The organism is Arthrobacter sp. Soil_C_60, from assembly GCF_057656375.1.
Genome location: NZ_JBDGKM010000002.1, coordinates 355,828 through 382,013, shown reverse-complemented (window position 1 = coordinate 382,013; position 26,186 = coordinate 355,828). Strand labels below are relative to the sequence as shown.

At 64.3% G+C, this 26,186-nt stretch carries 25 protein-coding genes; 11 read left to right on the top strand and 14 right to left on the bottom strand.

What is annotated here, in order from left to right; all coding sequences use genetic code 11:
- Positions 1-45: 45 nt before the first annotated feature.
- Positions 46-2,403, top strand: coding sequence for a hypothetical protein (locus AC3A4M_RS05555; RefSeq protein WP_498734488.1), 2,358 nt, complete (start codon positions 46-48; stop codon positions 2,401-2,403).
- Between the two features lie 89 nt (positions 2,404-2,492).
- Here AC3A4M_RS05555 and AC3A4M_RS05550 read toward each other — a convergent pair whose 3' ends face one another.
- Together AC3A4M_RS05550 and AC3A4M_RS05545 are read right to left on the bottom strand one after the other, a co-directional pair.
- Positions 2,493-2,753 (bottom strand): Txe/YoeB family addiction module toxin, encoded by a 261-nt coding sequence (locus tag AC3A4M_RS05550; RefSeq protein WP_498734486.1) that lies wholly within the window; start codon positions 2,751-2,753, stop codon positions 2,493-2,495.
- Positions 2,750-3,001, bottom strand: a complete 252-nt coding sequence (locus tag AC3A4M_RS05545; protein ID WP_498734484.1) for a type II toxin-antitoxin system Phd/YefM family antitoxin — start codon at positions 2,999-3,001, stop codon at positions 2,750-2,752. The genes AC3A4M_RS05550 and AC3A4M_RS05545 overlap by 4 nt, the downstream gene beginning before the upstream one ends.
- Before the next feature lie 356 nt (positions 3,002-3,357).
- On the opposite strand from AC3A4M_RS05545, the gene AC3A4M_RS05540 reads away from it, so the two are divergent.
- Entirely contained in the window at positions 3,358-3,591 is a 234-nt protein-coding gene (locus AC3A4M_RS05540; protein WP_498734483.1) for a hypothetical protein, read from the top strand.
- 24 nt (positions 3,592-3,615) lie between these two features.
- Here the strand turns inward: AC3A4M_RS05540 and AC3A4M_RS05535 are convergent, their stop codons facing one another.
- The 8 genes from AC3A4M_RS05535 to AC3A4M_RS05500 form a co-directional block, all read right to left on the bottom strand.
- Entirely contained in the window at positions 3,616-3,969 is a 354-nt protein-coding gene (locus tag AC3A4M_RS05535) for a GNAT family N-acetyltransferase (RefSeq protein ID WP_498734481.1), read from the bottom strand.
- Positions 3,970-4,153: 184 nt separating this feature from the next.
- A complete protein-coding gene (locus tag AC3A4M_RS05530) occupies positions 4,154-4,276 on the bottom strand; it encodes a hypothetical protein (protein ID WP_498734479.1) in 123 nt (40 codons plus the stop codon).
- A gap of 22 nt (positions 4,277-4,298) precedes the next feature.
- Positions 4,299-4,577: a hypothetical protein gene (locus tag AC3A4M_RS05525; protein WP_498734477.1), complete on the bottom strand. Its 279-nt coding sequence runs from the start codon at positions 4,575-4,577 to the stop codon at positions 4,299-4,301.
- 7 nt (positions 4,578-4,584) lie between these two features.
- On the bottom strand, positions 4,585-5,850 hold the full coding sequence (locus AC3A4M_RS05520) for an ArgE/DapE family deacylase (protein WP_498734475.1): 1,266 nt from the start codon (positions 5,848-5,850) through the stop codon (positions 4,585-4,587).
- 34 nt (positions 5,851-5,884) lie between these two features.
- Positions 5,885-6,580, bottom strand: a complete 696-nt coding sequence (locus AC3A4M_RS05515) for an RraA family protein (protein ID WP_498734473.1) — start codon at positions 6,578-6,580, stop codon at positions 5,885-5,887.
- A 3-nt stretch (positions 6,581-6,583) separates the two neighbouring features.
- On the bottom strand, positions 6,584-6,976 hold the full coding sequence (locus tag AC3A4M_RS05510) for a RidA family protein (protein WP_498734471.1): 393 nt from the start codon (positions 6,974-6,976) through the stop codon (positions 6,584-6,586).
- On the bottom strand, positions 6,973-8,406 hold the full coding sequence (locus AC3A4M_RS05505) for an MFS transporter (protein WP_498734469.1): 1,434 nt from the start codon (positions 8,404-8,406) through the stop codon (positions 6,973-6,975). Before AC3A4M_RS05505 ends, AC3A4M_RS05510 begins: the two co-directional genes overlap by 4 nt.
- 304 nt (positions 8,407-8,710) lie before the next feature.
- On the bottom strand, positions 8,711-9,526 hold the full coding sequence (locus AC3A4M_RS05500; protein WP_498734467.1) for a class I SAM-dependent methyltransferase: 816 nt from the start codon (positions 9,524-9,526) through the stop codon (positions 8,711-8,713).
- A gap of 632 nt (positions 9,527-10,158) precedes the next feature.
- On the opposite strand from AC3A4M_RS05500, the gene AC3A4M_RS05495 reads away from it, so the two are divergent.
- A complete protein-coding gene (locus AC3A4M_RS05495) occupies positions 10,159-10,521 on the top strand; it encodes a ribbon-helix-helix protein, CopG family (RefSeq protein ID WP_169990969.1) in 363 nt (120 codons plus the stop codon).
- Positions 10,522-10,547: 26 nt separating this feature from the next.
- Here the strand turns inward: AC3A4M_RS05495 and AC3A4M_RS05490 are convergent, their stop codons facing one another.
- Positions 10,548-11,741, bottom strand: coding sequence for a helix-turn-helix domain-containing protein (locus tag AC3A4M_RS05490; protein WP_498734464.1), 1,194 nt, complete (start codon positions 11,739-11,741; stop codon positions 10,548-10,550).
- A gap of 193 nt (positions 11,742-11,934) precedes the next feature.
- Here AC3A4M_RS05490 and AC3A4M_RS05485 point away from each other — a divergent pair, with 193 nt between their 5' ends.
- Together AC3A4M_RS05485 and AC3A4M_RS05480 are read left to right on the top strand one after the other, a co-directional pair.
- Positions 11,935-13,590, top strand: coding sequence for a thiamine pyrophosphate-dependent enzyme (locus AC3A4M_RS05485; RefSeq protein ID WP_498734792.1), 1,656 nt, complete (start codon positions 11,935-11,937; stop codon positions 13,588-13,590).
- Between the two features lie 43 nt (positions 13,591-13,633).
- Complete coding sequence (locus tag AC3A4M_RS05480) at positions 13,634-14,911, top strand: M20 family metallo-hydrolase (protein WP_498734462.1); 1,278 nt, start codon at positions 13,634-13,636, stop codon at positions 14,909-14,911.
- Positions 14,912-15,058: 147 nt separating this feature from the next.
- Here AC3A4M_RS05480 and AC3A4M_RS05475 read toward each other — a convergent pair whose 3' ends face one another.
- Positions 15,059-15,952 (bottom strand): LysR family transcriptional regulator, encoded by an 894-nt coding sequence (locus AC3A4M_RS05475; protein WP_498734460.1) that lies wholly within the window; start codon positions 15,950-15,952, stop codon positions 15,059-15,061.
- 174 nt (positions 15,953-16,126) lie between these two features.
- Here AC3A4M_RS05475 and AC3A4M_RS05470 point away from each other — a divergent pair, with 174 nt between their 5' ends.
- From AC3A4M_RS05470 to AC3A4M_RS05455, 4 genes are read left to right on the top strand one after another with little or no spacing between them, the layout of a single operon-like run.
- Complete coding sequence (locus tag AC3A4M_RS05470) at positions 16,127-17,974, top strand: ABC transporter permease (RefSeq protein WP_498734458.1); 1,848 nt, start codon at positions 16,127-16,129, stop codon at positions 17,972-17,974.
- Complete coding sequence (locus AC3A4M_RS05465) at positions 17,955-19,043, top strand: ABC transporter ATP-binding protein (RefSeq protein WP_498734456.1); 1,089 nt, start codon at positions 17,955-17,957, stop codon at positions 19,041-19,043. Before AC3A4M_RS05470 ends, AC3A4M_RS05465 begins: the two co-directional genes overlap by 20 nt.
- Positions 19,044-19,057: 14 nt before the next feature.
- Positions 19,058-20,161: an ABC transporter substrate-binding protein gene (locus tag AC3A4M_RS05460; RefSeq protein ID WP_498734454.1), complete on the top strand. Its 1,104-nt coding sequence runs from the start codon at positions 19,058-19,060 to the stop codon at positions 20,159-20,161.
- Between the two features lie 58 nt (positions 20,162-20,219).
- Positions 20,220-22,556, top strand: coding sequence for an arylsulfatase (locus tag AC3A4M_RS05455; protein WP_498734452.1), 2,337 nt, complete (start codon positions 20,220-20,222; stop codon positions 22,554-22,556).
- A gap of 340 nt (positions 22,557-22,896) precedes the next feature.
- On the opposite strand, the gene AC3A4M_RS05450 is transcribed toward AC3A4M_RS05455, so the two are convergent.
- Positions 22,897-23,478: a dihydrofolate reductase family protein gene (locus AC3A4M_RS05450; RefSeq protein WP_498734790.1), complete on the bottom strand. Its 582-nt coding sequence runs from the start codon at positions 23,476-23,478 to the stop codon at positions 22,897-22,899.
- Between the two features lie 200 nt (positions 23,479-23,678).
- Here AC3A4M_RS05450 and AC3A4M_RS05445 point away from each other — a divergent pair, with 200 nt between their 5' ends.
- Positions 23,679-23,807, top strand: a complete 129-nt coding sequence (locus AC3A4M_RS05445; RefSeq protein ID WP_498734450.1) for a hypothetical protein — start codon at positions 23,679-23,681, stop codon at positions 23,805-23,807.
- Positions 23,808-23,834: 27 nt separating this feature from the next.
- Here AC3A4M_RS05445 and AC3A4M_RS05440 read toward each other — a convergent pair whose 3' ends face one another.
- A complete protein-coding gene (locus tag AC3A4M_RS05440; protein ID WP_498734448.1) occupies positions 23,835-24,395 on the bottom strand; it encodes a dihydrofolate reductase family protein in 561 nt (186 codons plus the stop codon).
- 86 nt (positions 24,396-24,481) lie between these two features.
- On the opposite strand from AC3A4M_RS05440, the gene AC3A4M_RS05435 reads away from it, so the two are divergent.
- Positions 24,482-26,119, top strand: a complete 1,638-nt coding sequence (locus AC3A4M_RS05435) for a LuxR C-terminal-related transcriptional regulator (protein WP_498734446.1) — start codon at positions 24,482-24,484, stop codon at positions 26,117-26,119.
- The last annotated feature ends 67 nt before the right edge of the window (positions 26,120-26,186 follow it).

Genomic DNA, 26,186 nt, shown 5'->3' with positions numbered 1-26,186 from the left:
CTGCACCGGCACCCCACGTGTGCCGGTCTTTTTTGGGGGAACAAGATGACAGACAAGCCAGCGCAGTCAGCGGCGTCCAATCCGAAACCGCCCAAGGAAGCGCGCCCGAAGAGGCGCGGCACCGTCAAGCGGCTGCGCGGAGGACTTGCCGCGGTGGCCGCCGGCTCGCTCATGTCGGCCGGCCTGGCCCTGCCCGTTCTGGCGGACGACGGCGGAGCAGAGTCATCGGGATCAGCCACCGAGATCGTGGGGCTGGCTGCGGCGGCCCCTGCCGAAGCCACGCCAGCCGGAACCGAAGACCTCGCGGAGGGAACAGGCGAGCTCACTGCAGCTGAAGCAGCTGAGGCTCCCGAACCTGCGGAACCGGCAGCCGAACAGCCCGTTGAGCCGGCACCAGCTCCGGGCCAGGCACCGGCACCGGCTGCCCAGGACGCCGCGCCGGCCAACCCGCCCGCCGCGCCCCTGGCCGCGATCGCCGGAAGTGACGATGACGCCGGGCACGAAGACGAAGACGAAGAAGCCGAGGTAGAGGATGAGACCGAGGAAGTAGAGGCCGAGGACGAAGCCGAGCACGAAGAAAACGAAGAAGACGCCGAGCACGAAAAAGACGCCGAACACGAGGAGGAGGGCGAGCACGAGGACGAGGCCAGCCAGATCGTCGCCACCAAGTCCGCCAACTCGTTGGAGGCCCTTGGCGACGAGTCCGAAGGCCGCTGGTACATCAGCTACACCATTCAGGTAACCAACCAGCCCAACGGCGACGGCGACTACAAGGACGAAGAGGAATACACCCTCTCGGACACGCTCTCCTTCGGCCACGGCATCGAGGTCGAATCGGCTACTTGGAGCAAGGGCGACAAGGAAAACCAATTCCCGGGCAACACGGCCGAACTCGCCAGTAAGGCCGACGACGTCGAACTGGGCGAAGGCAAGAGCCATTTCTACCATGTGTACGCCACAGTCAAGGTTGCAGACGACACCCCCGAATATGAGCTGACCTGCAAGGACGGCTATTCCGGCGGCCTGCTGAACAAGATCTACGTGGACGGCAACTACGCCGATTCTGCCTGTGCCGATATCCCGCACGCGCCCAAGTACCGCGCCAGCCTCGAAGTGGACAAGCAGTGGGTCATCGACGGGGAGTACTTCAACCACGGCAAGCAGCCCGACGGCTTCGACGCCTGGCTCAAGCTCGGCCCGGACGATGAGGCGCTCGAGGACGAAGCGTGGGGCAGCCAGTACACGGACTTCTACAAGGGCGATTACGTCTATCTCAAGGAGGAAGTTACTGTCCCCGAGGGCTGCTTGGTAGTTGACCAGCAGGGTCTCGGCGAGCGGCAGCTCGAGCACAAGGACAGCGCCTTCACCGTGGTGAACCATGTTGAATGCGAACAGAACCTGACCCTTGCCAAGGACATCGACCCGGAGGACTACTGGGATTACGCGGAGAAGTGGACGCTGACCGCCACAGCGGAGGGCGCCGATGAGCCCACGCTTGAGGGCACCTCCTGGGTGAGCGGAAGCGTGGATCCGGACGTCACCTACACCCTTGCCGAGGAAGCAGACTTCGATGGCCAGGACGAGTTCTCCGCCGGCGACTGGGTCTGCGAACTGGTCAACGGCGAAGGCAAGGTCTACCAGGACGGCGACAAGATCACGCCGTCGTACGGCCAGGACATCCGCTGCGTCATCGAGAACTCGCTCGACCCCGAGGGACTGCACATCGACAAGACCGCCTACGAGGCGATCGACGTCGGCGCCGGCATCTGGGAAATCGAATACGAAGTCAGCGTGACCAACAATTCGAAGATCGCCTGGCGCGACTATGACCTGACCGACACCCTGAAGTTCGGCGAGGGCATCAGGGTCACCAACGCTGAATGGATTCGGGATAACGACGGCGAGGAAGGGGCTTGGGCGGATCCCGAAGAGGACACTACAGCCACCTTGGCGGACGGCCGCGGCATTGAACCCGACTCCACTGATCTCTACATCGTTTGGGCACGCGTCGTCGTTGATTCCGGCGCCTCGGAGGACCAGCTGGACTGCCGGCTTGAGGAAGATGAAGGAACCGGCCTGTTGAACGAGGCCCTGCTCAACGGCAAGTACTCTGCCGAGGCCTGCGCCGAGGTCGAGGCTCCGGACGAGGAGACTCCGGCCAAGCCGACGCCGGAACCGGAAGAACCAGCGGCCAACCCCGAGGAGCCGCCGGTTGCGCTGGCAGAACCGCCGGCACCGGGTGCGGCGGCACCGAACCCCGAACCGGCACCGGTGGTCTACCCCCAGTCAGGTGGCCTGGCCATGACCGGCACGGAATCCATGGGACTGATTTCAGCGGCGCTGCTGCTGATGACAGCAGGAACCGCGGCCACCGTCTTCTCACGTCGGCGCCGCAAGAGCTAGGTAATCATCCGGCCATCCAGTCACGAATAATTTGAGGCCGTTGCCAGGCATCCCGCCCGGCAACGGCCTCAGGCGTCTTCGCTGGCAAGCTACTTGCTGTAGTGATACCGGCACTGAGCTACGCGGATCTCACTGCCTTCAACACGATAGACGAGTCGGTGCTCATCACTAATGCGACGAGTCCAGTAGCCGTGGAATCCGTGCTTGAGGGGTTCAGGCTTTCCGATGCCTTCGTTGCCGTTCCGTTGAATATCTTTGAGGAGATCGTTGATCCTGCGCATCAGCTTGCGGTCCGTCTGCTGCCAATAAAGGTAGTCCTCCCAAGCAGCTCCGTCCCAGATGAGTTTCAATCGCGCAATTCCTGTTCGACACCCTTACCTGATTCGAGGTTTTCGATGGCACCGAGTAGCCGCCGGGCGTTTTCAGGACTACGTAGCAGATAAGCGGTTTCCTTGAGGGACTGGTATTCATCCAAAGACACGATCACGACCGGATCTTTGCCAGCCCGAGTGATAACTACTTCTTCTCGGTCGTCCAACACCGAGTCGAGAGTGGCGGCATAGTTTGCCCTCGATTCCGAGTAAGTCATGGTTTTCATTCATGAGTCCTTTCACGTACAACTTATTGTACTCCTTTGTGGGAAGTTCTCCATGCTGAAGTTTCTAAGGGCGTCGTATGCAGGCTCTACGATGAGCCTATGACGGTACCGGATGCAGTGATTGTCCAGCAGTCGGAATGGTGGAATGTCCTTGAGGCTTTGGGCCCGCTGGCCACGCTGCTGGCGGCCGCCGTCGCGGGTTTCATTGCTTGGCAGGCCCTGAAAGAGCGGTCGCTGGCGGACCGCCGTTCCGAGTGGTGGTCGCGCGCGCAATGGGCGCTGGATGCTTCCTTGTCAGCTGACATGGAGCGCAAGGCCACGGGACTTGGTGTCCTGGCCCTGCTGGCAAAAGCCACTTGGCCACCGATGAAGAGATCGAAATCCTGGCCACGGCAGCCATCAGGCCGCTGCAGGAAGCTGCACTGCCCAAAGCGCTGCCGGAGCGGGATGGCGAAGACCATTGCGTCAAGACCAACGCGGCGCGGCTGTGCGTGGCCACTGACAGGCGCCTGGGAAGGTCCACGCCGGAATGGGTTTCAGATCTCGCAGCATCGGGGCTTCCGCAGCCGGGGGCGGGTTCTGGAAAATAGGAACCCGCACCGGCAAAAAAGCGGTCAGGCTGCGGCGGTCGCCAGCTCCTTCGTTTCCTTGGGCTCGGGAACCGCCGTCAGGTGAAGGCGCCTGACTTCATTGGCCGGAACCAGCTTCAGATACACGGGGTGCGCCGAGATGATCTTGCGGACTTCGTGGCAGAACGGGCGCACGGCCAGCCGCCTCTTGTGCGCATCGGCCAGGGCGTCGCGGATCAGGCGCTCGGCAAGGCCCTCCACCTCGCAGCTGTCGCTCACGGTGGTCCAAAGAAGCCACATTTCGCCGTTCTGGATCTGGTAGTGCAGTGACGCGGCCACCGCTCCGTCCACATAGGCGTCGTACTGGGAAGCACCGAAGTTATTGGTGATTACCTGCATGCCATCACTCCTCTGTTCAAGAATTGATCCTGCTACAAAATGAAGCCAAGCATGCTTACTATCTCTCATGCAACACGGCGACCCTGTTTCGGGTCTTTCGAGGTCAAAATGCCGTTTGGGACACCTTCTGGACACCTGGCCGTGATAAAGACGAGTCCTTCAATGAAGGTGCGGGTAGCCGGGCCTATTCGGTGAAAACAGGCAGCTGGTCGGGAACGCTGGTGTCTTCGAGGAATGGCTCGCCGGTCGCACTGTCGAACACAACAAAACGCTCCTCGGCATAGTCAGCCGTGAACCAGATGGACAAAGTATGTCCATCGCCGTTCGGCTCACTGTGTTCCGTTGAGCCCCAGCTGGTCCATGTACTTCTCGAGGAGGTTAAAGCCCATCGCATGTTGGTTCTCCGTGTCCGCACCCTTTACTGACACGCCGTGCCCGACAAGCAGTGGGATGGCGGCGAAAAAGATGCTCCACGCCGCGACGGTCGTGACTCTCTCCTTGAGCTTGCGGACCGACGCATAGAGGATGACGACGAGGCCAAGCCCGCCGACTGTGAGGGCGGCCGTGAGAAAGAACGGATTCGGCTCGGCATCTATGGGCATGTACATGATGCCCTCAGTCTGCCCTGTCCTCCTCCACCCCGCACCATTCCGCGATGAACAGCGCGATGGCCTTGGTGATCCGGCGGACGGACTCGATGTCCACGCGCTCGTCAAACCCGTGGATCGCCTCGGAGACCGGACCGTAGACCAGGGTGGGTGTGTCGCCGTAGAGGGTGAACACGCGCCCGTCCAGGTAGCCCGGCGTGGTGAAGCTCTGCAGTTCCTCGCCGAACGCCTCCCGATGGGCGCCGGCCAGCACGGCTTCGGCATCGGAGCCTTCCTCCAGCACGTAGCCCTCGGAGTAGAAGCCGGTCTTCGTGGCGGTCACCGGCAGCCCTGTGGCATCGAGGCAATCCTGCAGTTCCTGCCAGGCCTGGTCCGCCGTCGTACCCGGGTAAATGGCCACGCGCACGTCGATCTCGCACCAGGCCGGGACGCTGGAGGGCCAGTCGCCGCCGACGATTTTGCCGAAGTTGAAGTTGATCGGATGCTCGAGGTCCTCAAAGTAGCGGTGGGAGCTGCGCTGTTCATTCCACTTCTCCTCCAGCTTCCGCAGGCTGGCCATCACTGTGTAGGCCGAGTCGATCGCGTTGAAGCCGGTGGACATTTCGCGCGGATGCGTGGGCTCGCCGGCCACCCGCACCTTGAACCAGAGCACGCCCACATTGGCCCTGACCAGCATGTTCTCTTCCGGTTCGGGGATGATCACGGCATCGGCGGTGTAGCCGCGCAGCAGCGCGGCCAGCGAACCGTTGCCGGTGCACTCTTCCTCCACCACCGACTGGATGATGATCTCGGCGGTCGGCGCGAGCCCGGCGGCACGGACGGCGTCGAGCGCGAAGAGGTTGGCCACCAGCCCGGCCTTCATGTCGCCGCTGCCACGGCCGTACAGCCAGCCGTCTTTCATTTCGGCGTGCCAGGGGGAGCGGGTCCAGGTGTCCTCGGGCCCGGCGGGCACCACGTCCACGTGGCCGTTCAGGATCAGCGAGCGCCCCGCCGTCGTCCGTGGTTTGTAGGTGCCGACCACGTTGACGCTGTTCTCGTAAGACACGGTGGACGGGCCGTAGCCGACGTGGCTGCGCAGTTCCTCCGAGTCGATTTCCCAGCGGTCCATCTCCAGGCCGCGGGACTCCATCGCCCGGTAGAGTAGGTCCTGCGCGTCGGCCTCGTCCGCGCGCAGCGAGGGTTCGGAGATCAGCTCGGCAGTGAACGCGAGCTGCTCGTCGAAGGCGGTGTCGACGGCGGCCAGGATGCGCGCTCTGATGTCCGGATCCGGCATGGTTGCTCCTTCGGTCGAGGCTGGCGCGGGCGCGTTACTGGCCAAGGTACAGGATCCCTTCGAGCGGCTCACCGGCAGCAATCCGGCTGAGGATATTCGGTTCGGCGGCGTCGGATTCTACCGCCTGAAGAACGACGGCGGCGGCCGCCTCGGGTGCCAGCACCACCACTCCGTTGTCGTCACCGAGGACAATGTCGCCCGGCCGGACCGTGACACCGCCGACGTTGACGGGAATGCCGAACTGGGCCCGGCCGGACGCGTGGCGTTTGGTAGTGAGGCAGGTGGTGCCGCGGGCGAACACGGGCAACGCCCCGCCGTTCGCTTCATTGAGTTCCACCACGTCGGTCACCGGGCCGTCCACCAGGATGCCGGCCGCGCCGCGGGCACGGGCGGCGGCACAGGTGACCGCGCCGACCGGAGCGTACTGCCGGTCGCCGTCCATGTCCAGCACCAGCACCTCGCCGGGCTGCAGGCGCAGCAGCGCGTGGTTGACCGCCACCGCATCCGCGTCGGGAATCCGGGCCGTGGAAGCAATGCCCACCATCCGGGCACCGGGCACGATCGCGCGGATCTCCGAGGAGCAGAATCCTTCCTCAAGGAAGTGGCCCAGGGTGGGGAAGCTGACGCTGCGCAGCTGGTCAAGCAGTTCGGGCAGCTCCTGCCGTTGCGGCAGCTCGGCCGGCTGGCCCGGGGTCCCGGTTGCCAGGGTTTTGGTGGCGGACATTTCCATGGGTTATTTCTCCTCCTGTGCGGGCACTACCGCCACGCATTCGATCTCCAGGCTTACGCCCCACAAGCTGACGCACACCGAGGTGCGGGCCGGTTTGTGGGGGCCGAAGAATTCCTCGTAGACCGCGTTGTATTCGGCCAACTGGTCCGGTTCGGTCAGGTAGGTGTTCACCTTGACCACATGTTCCAGGCCGGAGCCGGCTTCTACCAGTGCGGCCTCCAGGTTCCGGATGGTCTGGCGGACCTGCTCGGCAAACGTGTCCGGCTGGTCCTCCAGACTGGACTTGGCGGGCACCTGGCCCGCGGTGAAGACAAAGCCGTTGGCGACGACCGCCTGTGAGTACGGGCCCACCGGCTCGATCGAGCCGGTGGCCGCGTGGATGCGCCGGATGGTCACCGGGCAACCTCTGCACTTTCGGAACCGTCAGCCTGGACGGCGCCGCCATAAACCGTGCCGCCTTGAGCGGAGCCGGCCGGGGCGTCCAGGTTCTCGCTGGACGGGGCTGCCTCCACGGCGTCGATGTTGCCGTAGCGGGTCTCGGTCAGCAGGTACAGCGCGACCAGGGACAGCGCGGCGGCGCCCATCACATACCAGGCGATCGAGGAGCTCTGGCCGGTGGCGGCGAGCAGTGCCACCGTGATGGCCGGGGTAGCGGCCGAGCCCAGCAGGCCGGAGAGCATGTAGGACACGGACAGGCCGGAGTAGCGCACCTTGGAGCCGAACAGTTCGGCCAGGAAGGTGGCGATCGGGCCGTAGTTGGCGGAGAAGGCCAGCATCATCAGGCCGTAGCCCACGAACATCAGCGGCACGGATCCGGTGTCCATCAGCCAGAACATCGGGAAGGCCAGCAGCGCCTCGGCGGCCACACCGGCGAAGATGATCGGCTTGCGGCCCACATGGTCGGAGAGCCGGCCGAAGAACGGGATGGCGATGAAGGCCAGGACGCAGGCGAACATGACGGCCCAGAGCATCGTGTCGCTGGAATGTCCCAGCTCGGTAGTGCCGTAGTTGACGCCGGAGGCGACCAGCAAGGTGAACGTGCTGCCGGTGGAGAGGGTGGCGACGCCGCCGAGGATGACCTGCTTCCAGTACTTGCGCATCAGGTCGGCAAACGGGATCTTCGCCTTGGCACCGGTCTCGCGGACTTTCTGGAAGGACGGGGTCTCTTCGATGTTCAGCCGGATGTAGATGCCCACGCCCACCAGGATGGCGGAGAGCAGGAACGGTACGCGCCAGCCCCAGCTGAGCAGGTCGGCCTCGGACAGGTTGGCGGCCACCAGCAGGAACGCCACGTTGGCAATCAGGGTACCCACGGGCACGCCGATCTGGACCATGGAGCCGTAGAAACCGCGCTTGTTTTCCGGCGCGTGCTCCACGGTCATCAGGACCGCGCCGCCCCATTCGCCGCCGAGGGCCAGGCCCTGGATCAGGCGCAAGGTCAGCAGCAGCAACGGAGCGGCGATGCCGATGGTGGCGTAGTCCGGCACCAGGCCGATGGCGAAGGTCGCCGCGCCCATGGCGATCAGCGAGATCAGCAGCATGGACTTGCGGCCCACCCGGTCGCCGAAGTGGCCGAAGAGGATGGCGCCCACCATGCGGGCCAGGTAGGCGGAGGCGAAGGTGAGGAAGGAAAGGATGGTGCCGATGGCGCCGTCGAGTTCGGGGAAGAAGATCCGGTTGAAGACCAGCGCGGACGCCGTGCCGAAGAGGAAGAGGTCGTACCATTCGACGGTGGTGCCGATAACGCTGGCGGTGGAAATCTTGCGCATCTTTGCGCGGTCGAGTCGTGCACTTGTCGAAGCGCTTCGCGTGGCTGCAGAAGACATTCGTAAGCTCCAATGAGGAAGGGATGAAGGTGCACCGGGCGGCTCTGATGTTCGCCCTGCGGTGCGGAACAAGCTGGTTGTGCAGACCACTATCCCCGCGGAGTGGCGGGCGTCACAAGAAAGATCCACACACGATTAGCGCTCACACATTGGGCACATGCACACCTGCTCCAGCCTCGCCCTTCCCGTCCCGCTAACTCCTTCTTTCAACCAACGACGACGGCGCGCCGCCCGCTTTGGGCGGCGCGCTCACCTTCCGCTGGGATCGCTTCTTCTGCTCAGGGGCGTTTCTGCCGAGGCCCGGTCACTTTTTGACGGCCGTGAACAGCAGGTACTCCCATTCCATCCTGCCGTTGCCAAGGTTCGTGCGTGCCAGCTCGGCCAGTTCGTCATCCAGCGCCTGCACCCGCTCCGGGCTGTCGGCGATGTTGCGGTACGCGGTGATGGTGGGGCCGTAGCAGGTCTTGAAGAATTCGCGGAACTCTTCCGGTGTGCCGAACCGGTCAACCATCAGCTTCTCCCGTTTCGCGACGACGTCCGTCACCCGGTCGCCCAGCAGCTCCCGAACATGCTCCTCGTTGCCCCACAGGGGAGGCGGTTGTGCGCCCGGAGGTGGCGGCGGAGCGTACGGCTTCATGGTCTTGAACATTTGGCCGATGAAGCCCTCGGGTGTCCAGTTGATCAGCCCGATTCTGCCTCCGGGCCGGAGGACGCGGACAAGTTCGTCGGCGCTGGCCTGATGGTTGGGAGTGAACATGATCCCCACGCAGGAGATCGCGACGTCGAAGGAGCCGTCGTCGAACGGCAGGTTCTCGGCGTCGGCCTCCCGCCATTCCAAGGTCAGGCCGTCGCCTTCCGCTTGCCGGCGGCCGGCGTCCAGCAGCGCAGGTGTCAGGTCGGACGCCGTGACCCGAGCGCCGATCCGGGCTGCCGGAAGGGCTGCGTTGCCCGAGCCTGCGGCAATGTCCAGCACGCGTTCGTCCGGGCGGATTCCACTTGCCACGACGAGTTCCGGGCCCAGCGCCGGTATGACTTCCGTGGCGACGGAGGGATAGTCGCCCAGGGCCCACATGGCCCGGTGCTTCGCTTTGATTCCGTTGACAACATCTTGATCGCTCATGTCTTGCCCTTAGAAATTAATAGCTCTTGATGGCCCCTTGTTGGTGGTTCTTCAAGGATCGATCCACATGCAGTCTGCGTCCAGTGCCAGATTTGAACCGTCGCTTCAAAATTTGTACTGGTGCGGCAGAATGTCCGGCGTTTACCTACGCCGGGGGACCCCGAAGATTGCCCCTTTACTGTTGTCGAAACGGCTGCGAAGCCTCGAGCGCGCTGGCGCCGTCGGAACACCATGGTCAGCGGCCACAGCACCTACTCGCTTTAACCTGAACGTTTTCCCGCCTGCGCAAATGGGGTGCCAATAAGGGCTGCCCTTGCCACGCCGGCAACGACTGCAGCGGCCCTTCTTTTCCACAGGCAGCATATTGTCTTGCAATGCCCTTAATATTGCAAGACAATATTAAGAGGGCGATCAGATGGACGGAGAGCGCGGGTAAGCACCTACCACATAGAGCAGTTTGATGAACCACGCGTAGGGAACGGCCGCCGCCCGGATTTGTTTATTGGCCCGTCCAGAGACCGAAGCATGATCCTCGAAGTTATGGTGGTCATCACCCCTCCTGATGACATCTTGGTCTTTCACGTAATGGAAGCACGGCGCAAAATCGTCGAAATTGCAGAAAGGGGAACGGAATGAGCACCAAGAAAGCTATGGAAAGCAACGAAGCGGAACTCAGCCCTCAGGAGCAGGAGCACTACGAGGAACTCGCTGCGTGGGCGGAAACTGCTGACATCGCACCAAATGCTCGCATAACCAAAGCCGAAGGACCAGAAGCAGGACGGTCCCTGCTCGAAGCTGCACTTGGCTCGCCAGAGGCCGTCCGTCGTGCCGTTGGGAAACCCTCTTTGAGTAAGGAAGGCATTTCGCCTACTCGCTCCATCAGGCTCCCGAAGGAGTTGGACGCGCAGCTCGTTGCAAGATCAGAGAGCGAACATCGCAAGCCGAGCGAAATTGTCCGGGACGCGCTGCGCGAATATCTGGGAAGGGCGTCGTGACGTAGTCCGCAAGCGGCGGGTTTTAATCAGGCCCAAGCAACGACGGCGCGGGCGGCCTGAACCGGAACCATCAGGTCGATCCCGGTCAGCTCCTTGAAGCGGCGCATCCGGTTCAGGATGGTGTTGCGGTGGCAGTAGAGCTGGTCCGCCGTGGCGCTGACACTGCCGTTGGCCAGGAAAGTGGAGACGGTCTCGCGCAGCCGCTCCATTTCATCCGGCCGGGCTGCGGCAAGCTGGGCGTCCAACCCGGCGCCGAGCTGCACGCCGAGCGCATCCATCCGGGCGCGGGCCAGCCTGATCCAGTGCCGCTCGACGGTAATGGGCTCCTGGTCGTCAGGAGCGGCGAGATCCGATAGAGCGGCGGCAATGCGGCCGGCCGCGGCCAGATCCACCAGTCCGGCGTCGGCGGTAGCCAGGCCGCAGGGGAGGGAAGAAAGCCCGGCACCAAGAGCGCCGGGCCATCCGCCGCCGCGCGGTTCCGGCCAGAACAGGTAGGTGTACTCCTCGGCCTGATGCAGGAACATGGATTGGCTACGGTTCGGGGCTGCGGCTATCTTCCGGAGCTCGGCCGCCGGCTGCCCCTTGGCTGCGGCGATGGCATAGGGCACGTCCGGCTTCAGGTTGAAGGCCTTGGCAAACCGATCGCGGGTTTCGGGCAGGCGGCCCTGGGCACCAAAGAGGGCTGAGATGAATTCCTGCCGGACACCGGCTTCCTCCTGCGCCATGCTCACACGGGCGGCCAGGTAACTGGTGTGGGTGGCCGTGGCGTAGTCGTCCACGACCCGCCAGACTTCCTCGGTCCGGTTGACCAGCAGGGCGGCGTCGTCGTTGTTCGAAATTTCCAGCAGCGTGGCCCAGATGATCGGGAAGTCCATCCGGACGGCGGAGATGAGAGCCTCGGCCGGGAGGCCCTGGCGGGCACGGCGGTTGCCCAGATCGGTGGCGAACTCCAGCAGCCGCGGGTAGTGCTCCTTGCCCGCCATCGCGTCCAGCGTCAGCTCAATCGCCTTGGCAGCGGCGGACTGCAGGTCCTCGCCGGAAACGGCATGCCCGGAGTACTCGGGAATGGCCCGCACCCGCTCGACAAAGAGCTCCTGCATCTTCGGCAGTTTGTCCTTCAGCCCACCCACCAACTGCACCCAGCGGGCATCGTCGGCGCGGGATGCGCGGGATGCGGGGGATGCGGGGGATGGGGCGGCACTGCCAGTGGGTGTGTGCATGAGCACAGTGTAGGGGAAATAAACCGTTGGCTATTGCTAGTTCCAGCGGACCGGCCGACTGCCATGATGGGAAAGACCGACAGCCAGGGCGCCGGGTTCTGCACATAGCTGTGTAGGGCAATTGATGTGTAGGGCAACTGCGGCGAGTACCTGGACAACCAAGACCTGTGGAGGACGAATACCAGTGAGCGTAATGACCGAGACCCGGATGGCCACCGAGACCGGCACGATCTCCGCCGGGCACCTGATCGTCGCCCAGCTGGAGGCCGCCGGCATCCGCCGGGTCTATGGCGTGCCGGGGGAGAGCTTCCTGGACGTCCTCGACGGGCTGCACGATTCGTCCATCAACACCGTCATCACCCGCCATGAGGGCGGCGCCGGCTTCATGGCCGTCGCGGAGGGCCGGCTGACGGACCTGCCGGGCGTGGCCATGGTGACCCGCGGACCGGGGGCGGCCAACGCGCTGATCGCCGTGCACACCGCATACCAGGACGCCACCCCGATGATCCTCTTCGTGGGGCTGATCCCCGTGGCGGACCGCGGCCGCGAAGCGTTCCAGGAGTTCGACATCACCGCCTGGTTCGGCAGCACCGCCAAGAAAGTGGTGGTGCTCGACGACGCAGCCTCGGCCGCCGCCGTCGTCGATGACGCGATCCACACCTCCCGCAGCGGACGCCCGGGCCCGGTGGTGATCGGCCTGCCCGAAGACGTGCTGACCCACGCCGTGCAGCGCGGCGCCCCGGTTGCGCCGCGTGCCCTGGCCAGGACGGCTCCCGCGTCCGCGGACCTGGACGCACTGGGCCGCCGCTTCGCCCAGGCGAAGCGGCCGCTGATCGTGGTCGGCGGGGAGTGCTGGACGCAGGAGTCCGGCGAAGCCCTGGCCCGCTGGGCCGCAGCGCATGGCGTGCCGGTCGCCGCGGACTGGCGCGCGTACGACGCCGTGCCACACGTGCTCGACGACGGCAATTCCTACATCGGCTACCTCGGCTACGCCCGCAGCGACGCCAACGCTCGCCGGCTCGACGAGGCTGACCTGCTGGTGCTGATCGGCTGCCCGCGCGGCGACGTGCTCAGCGACGGCTATACCCGCGGCCTGTCCGCCGAAACCGTGCTGGTCATGCCCGGCGATACACTGGGCCACCACGGCCGGCTGGACCAGCACATCGTCGCGGATGTGACTGCCTTCAGCCTGGCGCTCGCCGGGCAGCACTACAACACGGCGCCGGAGCCCAGCTGGCTCGCGGACGCCCGCGCCGACTACGAAAGCTACTCGACCCCGCGGCCGGACGGCGGGACCGGCGTCGACATGGGCGTGTGCATGGATATCCTCCGCGGCGAACTGGAGCAGGACGCCGTTATCACGTATGGCGCCGGCAACCACGCACTCTGGCCGGGGCGCTACCTGCAGCACACTGCCGCCAACTCGCTGGTAGCACCGCGCAACGGCGCCATGGGCATGGGCATTCCCGCCGCCGTGGCCGCCAGCCTGATCTTCGCCGAACGCCAGGTGGTCTCGGTGGCCGGCGACGGCTGCTTCATGATGAACGGCCAGGAAATTGCGACGGCGGTGGGTTACGGCGGCACGTTCATCGCCATTGTGGTGGACAACCAGTGCTTCGCCACCATCCGCGAACACCAGGAACGGGAATACCCCGGGCGGCCTTCGGGCACGCACCTCACCAACCCGGACTTCGCGGCCTGGGCGGAAACGTACGGCGGCCACGGCGAGCGGGTGGAGCGTACCGAAGATTTCCAAGCAGCCTTCCGCCGCGCTGCCGCCAGCGGCAAGCCCGCCGTACTGCACGTGCTGCAGGATCCCGAAACCCGCGCCCCGCGGACGGATTCCTGACCCAGCCCAACTTCGCCCGAACAGCTTTTCCCGAGGAGAAACCATGAGTGCCACCATCGTCGAACCCAATCCGGCCGCCTTCACCGGCGACGACGCGAAGTTCATTGCAGATTTCGCCACCCTGTGCACGTTCGGCGCCACCGCGAACGGCGGCGTGCACCGGCTGGCTGGCAGCGCGGCCGACGGCGAACAGCGCGCCTGGCTGACCCGGCTGCTCGAACAGCACGGCTTCCGCGTGGAGTTCGACCGCATCGGCAACCAGTTCGGCCTGCTCGAACTGGTCCCCGGCGCGCCCTATGTGCTGGTCGGTTCACACCTGGACTCGCAGCCGACGGCGGGCCGGTACGACGGCGCGTACGGTGTCCTCGCCGCGGCGCACGCCGCCATCCGGGTCGCCGCCCGCAGCGAAAACGGGACGTCGAAACCGAAGTACAACCTCGCCGTCGTCAATTGGTTCAACGAGGAAGGCGCACGCTTCAAGCCCTCGATGATGGGCAGCTCTGTCTACACCGGCAAGCTTGCGCTCGAGGATGCGCTAACGACGGCGGACCCCGCCGGCGTCACGGTGGGGGAGGCACTGGAATCCATCGGCTGCCTCGGCGCCGGTGACGGGCCGGAAGCCGCCTATTGCGCGGAGATCCACATCGAGCAGGGCCGCAGCATGGAGCGGGCGGGCATCACCATCGGCGTGGTTGATTCGAATTGGGCCGCCAACAAATACCAGCTGGTGGTGCACGGCGAGCAGGCGCACACCGGTTCCACCGTGATCGCCGACCGCAAGGACGCGCTGCTCGGCGCCTCGCTGCTGGTGGTTGCCGCACGGGAGATCGCGGATCGGTTCCCCGGCGTTCTCCACACCTCGGTGGGCCAGCTGGACGTCTACCCCAACTCGCCCGTGGTCGTTCCCTCGAAGGTCACGCTGCTGCTGGACCTTCGCTCGGCGGACGAGGAAGTGCTGGCCCAAGCGGACCAGCTGCTGCATGACCGGATGGCCGAGATCGAGCGGCAGGCCAACGTTTCCGTGGAGAAGCACTCCTCACACTGCTGGCCGGTCACCCCGTACCAGCCCGAGGGCGTGGAGCTGTCGGAGAAGATTGCCGTGGATCTGGGGCTGGAGTACGGCCGCGTCAAGACCCTGGCCGGGCACGACTCGACCAACATGAAGGACATCGTTCCCACGGTCATGCTGTTCGTCCCGTCCGTGGAGGGCATCTCGCACAACGAACACGAGTACACCCGGGACGAGGACATCGTCGCCGGCCTGCACATGCTTATCGCCGTGGTGCAGCGGCTGGCCGAGGGGGAGCTGGACGGGAAGTAGGGCCTGACCCAGGCAGGCCAGATCGCGGCGCCTTCAAAGGGCTGTCGCCGTTACTGTCCGCAAGCCGTAATTGCTGCTGGCCGAGTCTGGCGTATTGGAACTCCGCGCAGCTACGCGGTAGCGGTGCCGTACGACGATCATGGGACCTCATCCATCTTTCCGCTGCTCTTCGTCGAGGTCGACGAGGATTTGTTTGAACAACCGGGCGCCGGGTGATGGCGGTCCGTTTCTGTGGATCAGGTATATGTCGCGTCTGATGGGTGGATCCAGTTCGCGGATCACGGCCCCTTTGGCTTGAGCGAGTTCTGCCAGTGCGCGCGGCAGCAGTGCCGCCCCCGCGCCGGCCAGCACCAGTGAGAGGGCTGAATCCCTGCGCTCAACTTCAATGATGGGGTGCTGAAGGGTGCCGGACCGCTGGATTTCCCGTCGGACGATCTCCGGCCCGGCGCCTGCGGCGCCTACGATCATGCCTGCCGCGAGCAGTTCACGCCCTGTTACCGGGCCGTCGTTACCGGGGTCATGGCCCGGAGGGAAGACGGCAACTATGGTTTGTTCCCCTACTTGCCTCATGGCCAGATCTTCACAGTTCTCGGGATTCTGCACGAACCCAAGTTCTGAGTCACCTGACCGGACGGCCTTCGGGATGTCTTCCGCCTTCTCAGACTGCCGCAGCCGGATTCGCACCCGGGGAGCCCGCAGCCGGAACTCGTAGATCCAGTTCGCTAGCGGATCTAGCGCGATCCCGGGCATGGTGATGATTTCCAAGCTCCCCGCCTCAAGCCCGATGATCTCGTCCACGGACGCCTTCGCTGTAGCGAAATCTCTGACCACCTGCTTGGCGGGGTCCAGGAGAGCTTCGCCGGCCGGGCTCAGGCGCATGCCTCGTGCCAGGCGGTGGAAGAGCTCAGTGCCGAGTTCCTTCTCCAGCTGCCGCACCGCTTGGGACAGGGCAGGCTGGGAAACATGCATGGCCTCCGCAGCCGCCGCGAGACTGCCTTCACGGGCCACGGAGACGAAGTACTCGAGTTGCCTGCGCTCCATGTGCACCTCCTTTCCTGACATAAGCAAGTCTTATACGAATGTGCAAATAATACTAATAGTGCTTCACCCTAGGGCCGTGTCTAATGGAACCGATAAGTATGACGTAGCTAACACTCAGGGACTATGCAGACGCCGATAACGTCAGTCCCGCTCGACTGTCGAAGGTGACTAACCATGGCGCAACCGCTTCGAAGTATGTCGAAGCCCGTCCTCGCTGATTTTCTCGCGCGGCGCAGTATGGCCTTGATCGTTCTGGTGATCGTGGCGCTGTACGTTCTGCCGGTCGCGATGATCATTTACGGGGCCTTCCGGGATGCGGCCCCCGGGCAGGCCGGGTCCTGGGCGCTGGCCGGATTTGTATTGACGTTTGCCGATCCGGCCACCTACACCGCACTGGGGAACTCGCTGTGGTTGGCAGTCATGGTCGGAATCTGCAGTACGGCGATCGCGGTCGTTTCGGCATGGATTGCAACCAATACCAAGACGCGGCTTGCCGGATTGATGACCCCGTTGGCGGTCATCGGGCTGGCCACACCGCCGCTGTTCTTCGCCTTGGCTTGGGACCTGTTGGGTACCCCTAATCTGGGCTTGCTCAGTAAATTCCTCGCTGGAGTGGGCATCGAAGGATTCGCTATTGACGGTGCCTGGGGCACGGCCTTCATCCTCGGATTGAAGGTCTCCACGCTGCTCTACTTCGTCATGGTGGGTGCATTCGGGGCCATGGATCACCGGATGGAGGAGGCCGGGATGATCTTCGGCGCGAGCCCGCGCAGAACGTTCCTGACCATTACGCTGCCGATGATGGCCCCTTCGATTGTCGGTGCCTTCATCCTGGCCTTCATCATCGGTCTGACGGCTTTCGACATTCCGCTTCTCGTCGGCGGTTCCGGTCAGTTCCCGGTGGTTTCCACCAGGATCTTCTCACTGCTCAATGAGCAGGTCCCGCCGAACTACAGCGCGGCCAGCTCCATGGCTTTGGTCCTGATGCTGGCTGTCGTGTTGCTCGTCGGCGCTAAATGGCTGCTGCTGGACCGCCGGCAGTTCGCCACCGTCGGCGGCAAGAGCGGCGGGAAGTTTCACTGGGAGCTGGGCCGCTGGGGCATTGCGGCCAATGCCTGGGTCGTGCTGTACGCCGTCGTCCTTGTCATCCTGCCCGCAGTACAGGTGATCCTCGGTTCCCTGCAGCGGATCTTCGGTGCCTCCGGACCGCTCTCCCTGCATAACTACGTGGAGCTGTTGAGCGACCCGGCGATTGCTCCGGCCATCCGGAATACTTTCCTGCTGGCGACCCTTGGCGGTGTAATTGCCAGCTGTATCGCGTTGGTTCTCGGGCTGATCGGGCGGCACGGCACTGCCGCCGTCCGCCGCGGTCTGGAGCTGACCACCTGGTTGCCGTGGGCAGCCAACGGTATCCTGCTCGGACTCGGACTGGTGTGGGGCTTTTTGACCATCCCCTTCCTGACACCGTTGTTCGGCACGGTCTGGATCGTGTTGATCGGCCTGGTCATCGCGGCGACACCGCTTGCGGCGAGGACGATCGACGGCGCCTTGGCTCAAATCGGCAAGGAGCTGGAGGAATCGGCGCGGGTTTCAGGCGCGACCGCGCTACGGGTCGCGGTCGGCATCGTATTGCGGCTGATGTTGCCGTCGTTCTTCGCCTCCTGGTTTATCTGCGCCATCAATATCGTCGGCAACCTCGAGGTTCCCATCCTCCTGTCGCTGCCGACCAATAAAACCATGGCCGTCGAAGTTTACCGGCTGTACGGCAACGGCGAGAGTTCGATGGCCGCCGCGCTCTTCGTGCTGGTCTTCGCGGTGGGCGGTGCGATTGCTGGCCTCGTATACCTGGCCCGGTGGATAATCGGCCGGCTGATGCGCAGGAAGCAGGCACGGGAGGCCCGCCGTCTCATCGCCCTTGACGTCCAGGGGGCAGGGCAGGTCCTCAGCCCCGAAAACGATCCCCTCATGTCCCGCACGGACCCCACCCCCGCCAGGAGTAGCCATGTCAGCAGTAGCAATTGAGAAATTGACAAAGAAGTACCAGGACAACGTGGTCGTCGACGCTATCGATCTGGACATAGCGGACGGCGAGTTCCTGACCTTGCTCGGGCCCAGCGGCTGCGGCAAGACGACGACCCTGCGCTGTGTCGCCGGACTGGAGAACCCCGAGGGCGGCAGAATCAGCATCGGGAACAAGACAGTCGTCGATGGCGCACACCGCGTACCCCCGAACCGCCGCGATGCCGGCATGGTGTTCCAAAGCTATGCCCTGTGGCCGCACATGACCGTGCACAACAATGTTGCGTACCCGCTGCGGATGCGCCGGGCCAAACCCGATGAGCTTCGCCGCCGGGTAGCCGAGGCGTTGGACGTTGTGGGATTGGGGCATCTGTCCAACCGTTCCGTGGGCGCACTGTCCGGAGGGCAGCAGCAGCGCGTTGCACTCGCCCGCGCCTTTGTTGCACACCCGGCGCTGATGCTGTTCGACGAGCCGCTGTCCAACCTGGATGCCAAGCTGCGCGGAACCATGCGGACGGAGTTGAAGCAGCTGCACAACCGGATCGGAACTACCTCCATCTACGTCACCCATGACCAGGTCGAGGCGCTGACCATGTCGGACCGGATTGCAGTCATGTATGGCGGACATATCCAGCAGATCGGGAGCCCGGAAGAGATCTACTCCTACCCGGCCAACGCCTTCGTCGCGGACTTCCTGGGTTACGAGAACATCCTTACCGGCACCTTCGCGGGCAACGAACAAGACCGCGGCATCGTGGACGTCGACGGCATCGGCCGCATCATCTGTGGCAAATCGGGATCCTATTCCTCCGGATCGGCTGTGAAAATCGCGATCCGGGCCACCGCCGTAAGGCTGCACGAGACCCAGTCCGAGCTGCAGAATTCATTCCTGGCGGAAAGGGCCAGCACCGTCTTCCTCGGGGACCAAGTCGAACACCTGATCAAGACGCCGGCGGGGGACTTGAAGGTCCGCACCGGCACCGGCGACTTCGACGCCGCCGGGTCGCAGGTTCGCGTCGAATTCCCGTCGCGCTCCGTCGTACTGCTCGAAACAGAAAACCAAGCAAGCTAATCAAGGGGAGTCAGATGAACAAGAAGTCATTACCAATCTTTGTCGCAGTCTCGGCCATGCTGCTGACCGGCTGCGCCGACCTCACCGGGGGGGAGTCCGAGGGCGAACTCGACCCGGCCTCGCTGGGTTCCCCCGAGGTCCAGGAACAAATGGACGCGCTGTACCAAAAGGCGGTCGACAGCGGTGAAACGCTCGTGGTGACCTACGGTCCTGCCGAGGAAAGCTACTCCGAGGCATACCAGACGTTCATGCAGCGTTATCCGGAAATCCGGGTCGAAAACGAATACATCTTCGGCGCCGAACTGGCTGCCCGCCTCGACCAGGAATTCGCCAGCGGCAACCGGGTGGGCGGTATCCAGAGCGGCGGCCCTGCCTTGACCAGCCTCACACACAGCGCCGACCGCTGCCAGGCATACGAACCGTTCGCCATTTCCGATGAGGAAATCGGCCTCGACCAGGTGTCCGAGGACAAGGAATACCGCGCCCTCTCGCTCTTCCCGTTTGGCATCGCCTACAACACCGACAAAGTCAGTGCCGAGGAAGCCCCCCGCTCCTTCACCGAGCTGACCGACCCGAAGTGGGAGGGCCAACTGCTGGTGAGTGACCCGCACCGTGTGAACGGCTTTACCAACTCACTAGCGGCCATGATCAACGTTGGAGACTTCGACATGTCATGGGCCGAGGGCATTGCCGCCAACGAACCGCTGGTTGCCAACACGTCGGCGCTCGCAGCACAGTCCATCGCTACCGGAGAACGGGCCATCGACGTCATGGGCCAGTACAACCAGTATCAGGATCTGATGGCAGACGGGCTGCCCGTGGACTTCGTCTTCCCCACTGAAGACGTCGTGCGCGCCGAATACCACTACAGCTGCCTCCTGAAGGACAGCCCCGCCCCGGCGGCTACCGAGCTGCTCTACAACTGGCTCTACACCGCGGAAGGCCAGAACGCCCTGGCAACCGGAGGCGTCTACGGCGTACGTCCGGGCAGCACCCCGCCCGGTGACTTCCCGTCCCTGGACGAGATCCGCGAGGACCTCGTCGGGAACGTGCCGGTGCAGGAAGCTGCCAAGGCGGCACAGGAAGTTATTGAACAGAACAAGACCATTTTCAAATAGGACGATCAGGGATATCCGCCGGCATGGCGGGAACTCTCTTGATAAGGAGTATGTTTCTATGGCCGGCGAGATCAATTCCGGACATTATTCCGTGCGGGGATACAACGGCTTCGCGGGAGTGGTGGGGGAGCGGGCTTCGGAGTCCATTCCTGCATGGCCCGAACAGGTACGCGCCCCGCAGGGGGCGCCGAATGTGGTCGTCGTGCTCATGGATGACATGGGGTACAGCGATATTTCGCCGTTCGGTTCGGAGATTGACACCCCGGCGCTGGCAGAGTTGGCTGGCGCCGGGTACCGGCTGGGAAACTACCAGACGCCGCCGATGTGCGCCCCGGCGCGGGCATCACTGATGACAGGGCTGAACCCGCACCGCGCGGGTTTCTCCTTCGTTCCGCACATCGACCCAGGCTTCCCGCACTCTTCCATGGAACTGCCCCAGGACGCACCGACTCTGGCCGAGAACTTCCGGGCCGGCGGATACGCAACGTTTATGGTAGGCAAATGGCACCTGACCGTCGAGTCGAAAATGCACGACGGCGCGGACAAGAGCTCCTGGCCCTGCCAGCGCGGCTTCGACCGCTACTACGGGTGCATGGACGGATTCACTTCGCTGTTCCACCCCCACCGGCTGGTACAGGACAACAGCCAGGTAGTCATCGACGAGTACCGGGACGACTACTACCTGACCGACGACCTGACCGACCGGGCACTGGAAATGATCGGATCACTGCGGGCCAGCCACCCGACGAAACCGTTCTTCCTCTACTTTGCCCATACCGCAGTGCATGGGCCCGTCCAAGCCAAGGCGAAGGATATGGAGAAGTACCGGGGCTGCTACCAGTCCGGCTGGGACCATGTCCGCTCGGAGCGCTTCGCCCGGCAGATCCGCGACGGCCTGTTCCCGACAGGCACCTCCTGCGCCCCGCGTAACACCGAACCCGGTCTGGACGTTGTGCCGTGGGACTCACTCAAGGAGGAGCAAAAGCACCTCTTCGCCCGGTATATGGAGGCCTACGCGGCCGCCGTCGACAACGTGGACCAGAACCTGAAACGACTGACGGACTATTTGAAGGGCATCGGAGAGTACGAGAATACCGTCATCGTGTTCACCTCCGACAACGGCGGCACGGCCGAGGGCGGGGAAACCGGTACCCGCAGCTATTTCAGCCGATTCAGCGCCCAACGCACAGGACTGCCGCCGGAATGGCAGTCGGATGTGCCCCGGGATCCGGAACTGATCGGAGGCCCCCGGACCTATGTCCACTACCCGCGCGGCTGGGCGTATGCATCCAACACCCCGTTTCGGCTGTATAAGACCCACACCTACGGCGGCGGAGTCCGAGTGCCGATGGTGCTGTCCTGGCCTGCCGGGCTGCCGCGGGGTCCTGGAGACGACGGCGTGCGGCACCAGTACGCCTACGCCACCGACCTCAGTCCCACCCTGCTGAAGCTGGCCGGGATTGAACCGCTCACCCAACGCAACGGGCTGCCGGCCCAGGAGGTCGACGGCCTGTCCTTCGACGACTGGCTGCGTGTGCCTGAACTGCCCACCCGCCACTCGGAACAGTACGTGGAGCTCAACGGCCGCCGCGCCTTTCTGGACGGAAATTGGAAAGCCGTGGCTCCACAAATGAACGGCCCCGAGTGGGTGGAGGACTCTTGGGAGCTCTACGACCTGGCTGCCGACCCGACCGAAACCATCGACCTGGCCGGCGAATTCCCGGCGAAAGTACGCGAACTTGCCGCCAGATGGAAGGACGCCGCCTGGCACAACCAGGTGTTCCCCCTCAATGACGATGCTTCGTTCAACCGGAACCGGCCCTCCACGGAACTGGTCCTGGAACAGCCTGTCACCCTGTATCCGGGCATGCCCACGCTCGAACGCTTCCGCTCCAGTAAACTCACCAAGCTACGCTCCTTCAGGATCGACATCTCACTCGAGCACCGGCGAGGGAACTCGGGCGTGCTGGTGGCACATGGAGACCAAGGTGGCGGCTACGTACTTTGGATCGAGGACGGGCAGCTGCATCTGGGCTACAACCAGTACGGTGAACTCTTCCGTGCCACCGCGCCCCTGTCTGAAGGCGATCAGCAGCTCACCATCAGTTTTGAAACGCTCCCCGGACTGAAATGGTCCATCAAAGCGGAGGCCTCGGGACAGCCCCTGCTAAAGCTGGGCCCGGTACTGCAGCTGGCAGGGATGTGCCCTTTTGCCGGAATCAGCATCGGGCTGGACCGCGGAGGGCCCGTGGACTGGGAACTGTCCCAGCGCCATGGCTGCTTCCGCTACAACGGCAACCTGCGCTCGGTCCGTTACACCCCGGGACCTAAAGCCGACTACAACACAGAGCAGATCGTCGACATCGAACGCGAAGTCGCCCGTATCTACGAATAGCCGCCGCTAGCACTCGGCGACTCTGCTGGTGGTCGCCGCGCGGAAGATGGCCGGCCGGTTCCCTGGCACGCTGCTGCTGGACCTGCGTTTCGCGGACGAGGAGGTGCTGGCCCGAACCGACCAGTTCTGGATGACCGGATGGCCGAGATCGAGCGGCTGGCCAACGTATCCGTGGAGAAGCATTCCTCGCACTGCCGGCCGCTCTGTTCGTTCCGTCGGTGGAGGGCATCTCGCACAACGAACTCGAGTACACCCGGGACGAGCACATCGTCGCCGGCCTGCACATGCTCACCGCCGTGGTGCAGCGTCTGGCCGAAGGCGAGCTGGACCGCGGGTAGGTTCAGCGGCGCACCCGATAGTGCAGGTGAAGCACCCGGTTGCCCTGAATCACCACGTCCGGATCCTCCAACAGGTGCTGTGCGTGGACCGACCCGAAGTAGCGCTTGCCGGACCCGAACACGACGGGTACGAGGTCCATGCGCACCTCGTCGAGCAGGCCCGCGGCAAGCACCTGGCCACCGACGTCGCCAGCGGCGACCTCGACGATGCGGTCACCCGCAAGCTCCTGCGCCTTGGCCACGGCCGCCTCGACGCCGTCGACGAAGTGAAACGGCGCCTCGGGGTCCCAGCCCTCGGGCTTCGGCCGGTGCGTCACGACGACCACGTGGTCGACCCCGGCCGGAGGCTTCCCGTCCCAGCCATCCGTCATGTCGAAGACGTGGCGGCCGGCGATTGTCGCCCCGATCTGGTCCCAGTACGGCCGGGTGTAGTCGTAGGACGTCTGCGACACCTTCAACACGCCGCTCTCGTCCAACGGGACGTCACCGCTGGTCAACCAGTCGAACAGGGGTCCGGGCTGGTCGTTTTCGTCCGCGATGAAGCCGTCCACCGACACCGAGCCGTACATGACCACCTTGCCCACGGGACTCTCCTCTGCTTTGGGGTGCCCCATGTTACTCCTCAGCAGGTACTGAGGTATCAGTATTGGTGGCCTCGATATCTGGTTCTTCGTCGTGATCGGCGAAGCCGTCGTCTGGGTTGTGCCCAAGGGCGTGTCGACGAAGGAGGCCGCGCTCGCTGATCCGTTCGGCGTCGCGCTGCACACGGTCGCGGTCTGGCGACGTGGCAGGCAGCTCCGTGCTGGTCAACGGCTGCGGCCCGATCGGTGCCCTGGCTGTCGTCGCTGCCAAAGCGGCTGGGACAGTGAAGGCTCTCAGCGACTTCTGGATGAACCAGCCGCCCGATTCCTGACACGCGCCGGCAGGTTCTGAGCGCCAGTTAGGCGGGCTTATGGCGCACTGTGTAGGACAGGACGATGATGCCGTTCTTGAGGACTTGAGTGTTCAGCAGGTCCAGGCGCGCGGCGGGACTGTGCCCGAAAAGCAGGCTGTCCGCATCGGTCCCGCCGATGAAGAACGGGTGGACCCACAGCCGGATCTCGTCCAGCAAGCCGTGTTCCATCAGTGCCCGCCCCAGCCGGCCGAAGCCATAGGTCACGATGTCCTTGCCGGGCTGCCCCTTGATCCGCCGCACCTCGGCGGCGGGATCGCCGGTGATGACGGTGCTGTTCTCCCAGCTCGGCTCGACCAGCGTCGACGAGACAACGTACTTAGTCATGCGGTTGATCTGGTCGGTGTAGGGATCTCCCGATTGACCCTCCCACACGGAGGCGAAGCTCTCGAAGGTCTCTTTGCCCAGCAGGACGGCGTCGCATTGTTGCAGCAGCTCAAGCTGAAGATCCGCGCCGACGTCGTCGTGCCCTTCGAGGGTTGGCCAGGTCTGAGGATTCTTGATGACACCGTCGAGCGAAATATAGGTCGAGTTGATAATCCGCCGCACGATGTCCTCCTGGTCAGCGGTGCTGGCTGTCCCTCCACAGCGTACTCACCGCGGACGTAAAATGGAGCCCTCGATGAGAGGCAATTATGGCCATCACAGAATCGATCGAGCGGGGCCGTGCAGCTTGTACGGGGCATGCCTGGGACGACGCGTACCAATTCTTGTCGGACGCGGACGGTGCAGGCTCGCTTGAGGCTGCCGATCTTGAACGGCTCGGGGTAGCCGCGTATCTGACCGGCCGGGATGAGGCCGCCGTCGAGGATCTGGAGCGCGCCTATCAGGCGTACCTCGGACAGGGCGGACTCGAAAGAGCCGTGCGGTGCGCGTTCTGGCTTGGGATCACGTTGCTGCTGCGCGGCCAGCATGCCCGTGGCGGAGGATGGCTCGGCCGGGCTCAGCGGCTGGTCGAGGAAAGGCTGCCTGGCTCGGTCGAGCAGGGGTACCTGATGATTCCGGCCGGCCTGCAGGCCTTGGAGGCAGACCCTCAAAGCGCCTACGAGACCTTCGACAAGCTGGTGGCCATCGCCAATGAGTTCGACGACGCCGATCTCACGGCCCTCAGCCGGCTCGGTCTGGGCCAGTCGCTGGTCGCGATGGGGGAGGCGGCGCGCGGCGTTGCCATGCTGGATGAGGCAATGCTCTGCGTGACCACCGGGGAGGTTTCCCCGATCGCCGCCGGGATTGTCTACTGCGCCGTGATACTGGCATGCCGGGACACCTTCGACTTGGCCCGCGCCCAGGAGTGGACGGCGGCTCTGAGCGAATGGTGCTCCAAGCAGCAAGGCCTCCGGCCTTACCGGGGCCAGTGCCTTGTGCACCGCTCGGAGATCATGCAGCTGCACGGCCAGTGGGAGGACGCGATGGTTGAAATACGTCGCGCCTGTGAGCATCTTGCTGCGCAGCCGGGGAACCCGGTCATGGGGATGGCCCAATACCAGCAGGCGGAGATCCTCCGGCTGCGCGGCAAGTACGCCGATGCCGAGGTGGCTTACCGCGAGGCCGCAGCGTACGGACATAGTGTGCATCCGGGTCTGGCCCTGCTGCGGCTTGACCAAGGCCACGTACAAGACGCCTTTGCGGCGATCCGCCGGGTGGCATCAGATGCGGCCGAGCGTCCGGTCGAGCGGGCGAAAATCCTCGCAGCATACGTCCGGATCGCGCTCGCAGCGGGCGACACGAACGGGGCCAAGCAGGTCGCAGAGAATCTGCAGGAGATTGCCCATCGGTTCGACTCCCCGTACCTGGAGGCCATGGCCGGGTCCGTACGAGGCATGGTCCTGGTCAGCGAGGGCGACTACACAGCCGCCTGCACCACGCTGCGTGCGGCGTGGTTGGCATGGCAGGAGGTGGAAGCTCCCTACGAAGGGGCACGGCTCCGCGTCATCATGGCCCGCGCCTACCATGCGCTGGGGGACCATGACACTGCGGAAATGGAACTCGACGCTGCGGCTCACGTCTTTGAGAAGCTGGGGGCGGCACCGGACCTGAGGGAGATCGCGGAAGTCTCGAGACGTTCGACGGCGCAGGCAGCCGGGGGGCTGAGTGCGCGGGAAATCGAGGTGCTCCGGCTTGTCGCCACGGGCGCGACCAATCGCGGGATTGCGAATACGTTGGTCATCAGCGAAAAGACGGTCTCCCGCCACATCAGCAATATCCTGACCAAACTCGGTCTGTCATCACGCACGGCAGCCGCGGCCTTCGCCTACGATAACGACCTCGCCTAACACGGGCCGCCACGCCAGCTTCCTACACCAAATTGCCCATTACCCTTCGCCGGGACGGATGGTCCGT

What these genes read in the sequence shown, in the direction of transcription:
- AC3A4M_RS05470 (WP_498734458.1), top strand. Translation starts at nt 16,127, where the DNA reads ATGGCGCAACCGCTTCGAAGTATGTCGAAGCCCGTCCTCGCTGATTTT.
- AC3A4M_RS05535 (WP_498734481.1), bottom strand. Translation starts at nt 3,969, where the DNA reads ATGCAGGTAATCACCAATAACTTCGGTGCTTCCCAGTACGACGCCTAT.
- AC3A4M_RS05515 (WP_498734473.1), bottom strand. Translation starts at nt 6,580, where the DNA reads ATGGAAATGTCCGCCACCAAAACCCTGGCAACCGGGACCCCGGGCCAG.
- AC3A4M_RS05525 (WP_498734477.1), bottom strand. Translation starts at nt 4,577, where the DNA reads ATGTACATGCCCATAGATGCCGAGCCGAATCCGTTCTTTCTCACGGCC.
- AC3A4M_RS05545 (WP_498734484.1), bottom strand. Translation starts at nt 3,001, where the DNA reads ATGAAAACCATGACTTACTCGGAATCGAGGGCAAACTATGCCGCCACT.
- AC3A4M_RS05475 (WP_498734460.1), bottom strand. Translation starts at nt 15,952, where the DNA reads ATGGAGCGCAGGCAACTCGAGTACTTCGTCTCCGTGGCCCGTGAAGGC.
- AC3A4M_RS05490 (WP_498734464.1), bottom strand. Translation starts at nt 11,741, where the DNA reads ATGCACACACCCACTGGCAGTGCCGCCCCATCCCCCGCATCCCCCGCA.
- AC3A4M_RS05455 (WP_498734452.1), top strand. Translation starts at nt 20,220, where the DNA reads ATGGCCGGCGAGATCAATTCCGGACATTATTCCGTGCGGGGATACAAC.
- AC3A4M_RS05460 (WP_498734454.1), top strand. Translation starts at nt 19,058, where the DNA reads ATGAACAAGAAGTCATTACCAATCTTTGTCGCAGTCTCGGCCATGCTG.
- AC3A4M_RS05435 (WP_498734446.1), top strand. Translation starts at nt 24,482, where the DNA reads ATGGCCATCACAGAATCGATCGAGCGGGGCCGTGCAGCTTGTACGGGG.
- AC3A4M_RS05520 (WP_498734475.1), bottom strand. Translation starts at nt 5,850, where the DNA reads ATGCCGGATCCGGACATCAGAGCGCGCATCCTGGCCGCCGTCGACACC.
- AC3A4M_RS05495 (WP_169990969.1), top strand. Translation starts at nt 10,159, where the DNA reads ATGAGCACCAAGAAAGCTATGGAAAGCAACGAAGCGGAACTCAGCCCT.
- AC3A4M_RS05465 (WP_498734456.1), top strand. Translation starts at nt 17,955, where the DNA reads ATGTCAGCAGTAGCAATTGAGAAATTGACAAAGAAGTACCAGGACAAC.
- AC3A4M_RS05480 (WP_498734462.1), top strand. Translation starts at nt 13,634, where the DNA reads ATGAGTGCCACCATCGTCGAACCCAATCCGGCCGCCTTCACCGGCGAC.
- AC3A4M_RS05500 (WP_498734467.1), bottom strand. Translation starts at nt 9,526, where the DNA reads ATGAGCGATCAAGATGTTGTCAACGGAATCAAAGCGAAGCACCGGGCC.
- AC3A4M_RS05505 (WP_498734469.1), bottom strand. Translation starts at nt 8,406, where the DNA reads ATGTCTTCTGCAGCCACGCGAAGCGCTTCGACAAGTGCACGACTCGAC.
- AC3A4M_RS05555 (WP_498734488.1), top strand. Translation starts at nt 46, where the DNA reads ATGACAGACAAGCCAGCGCAGTCAGCGGCGTCCAATCCGAAACCGCCC.
- AC3A4M_RS05485 (WP_498734792.1), top strand. Translation starts at nt 11,935, where the DNA reads ATGACCGAGACCCGGATGGCCACCGAGACCGGCACGATCTCCGCCGGG.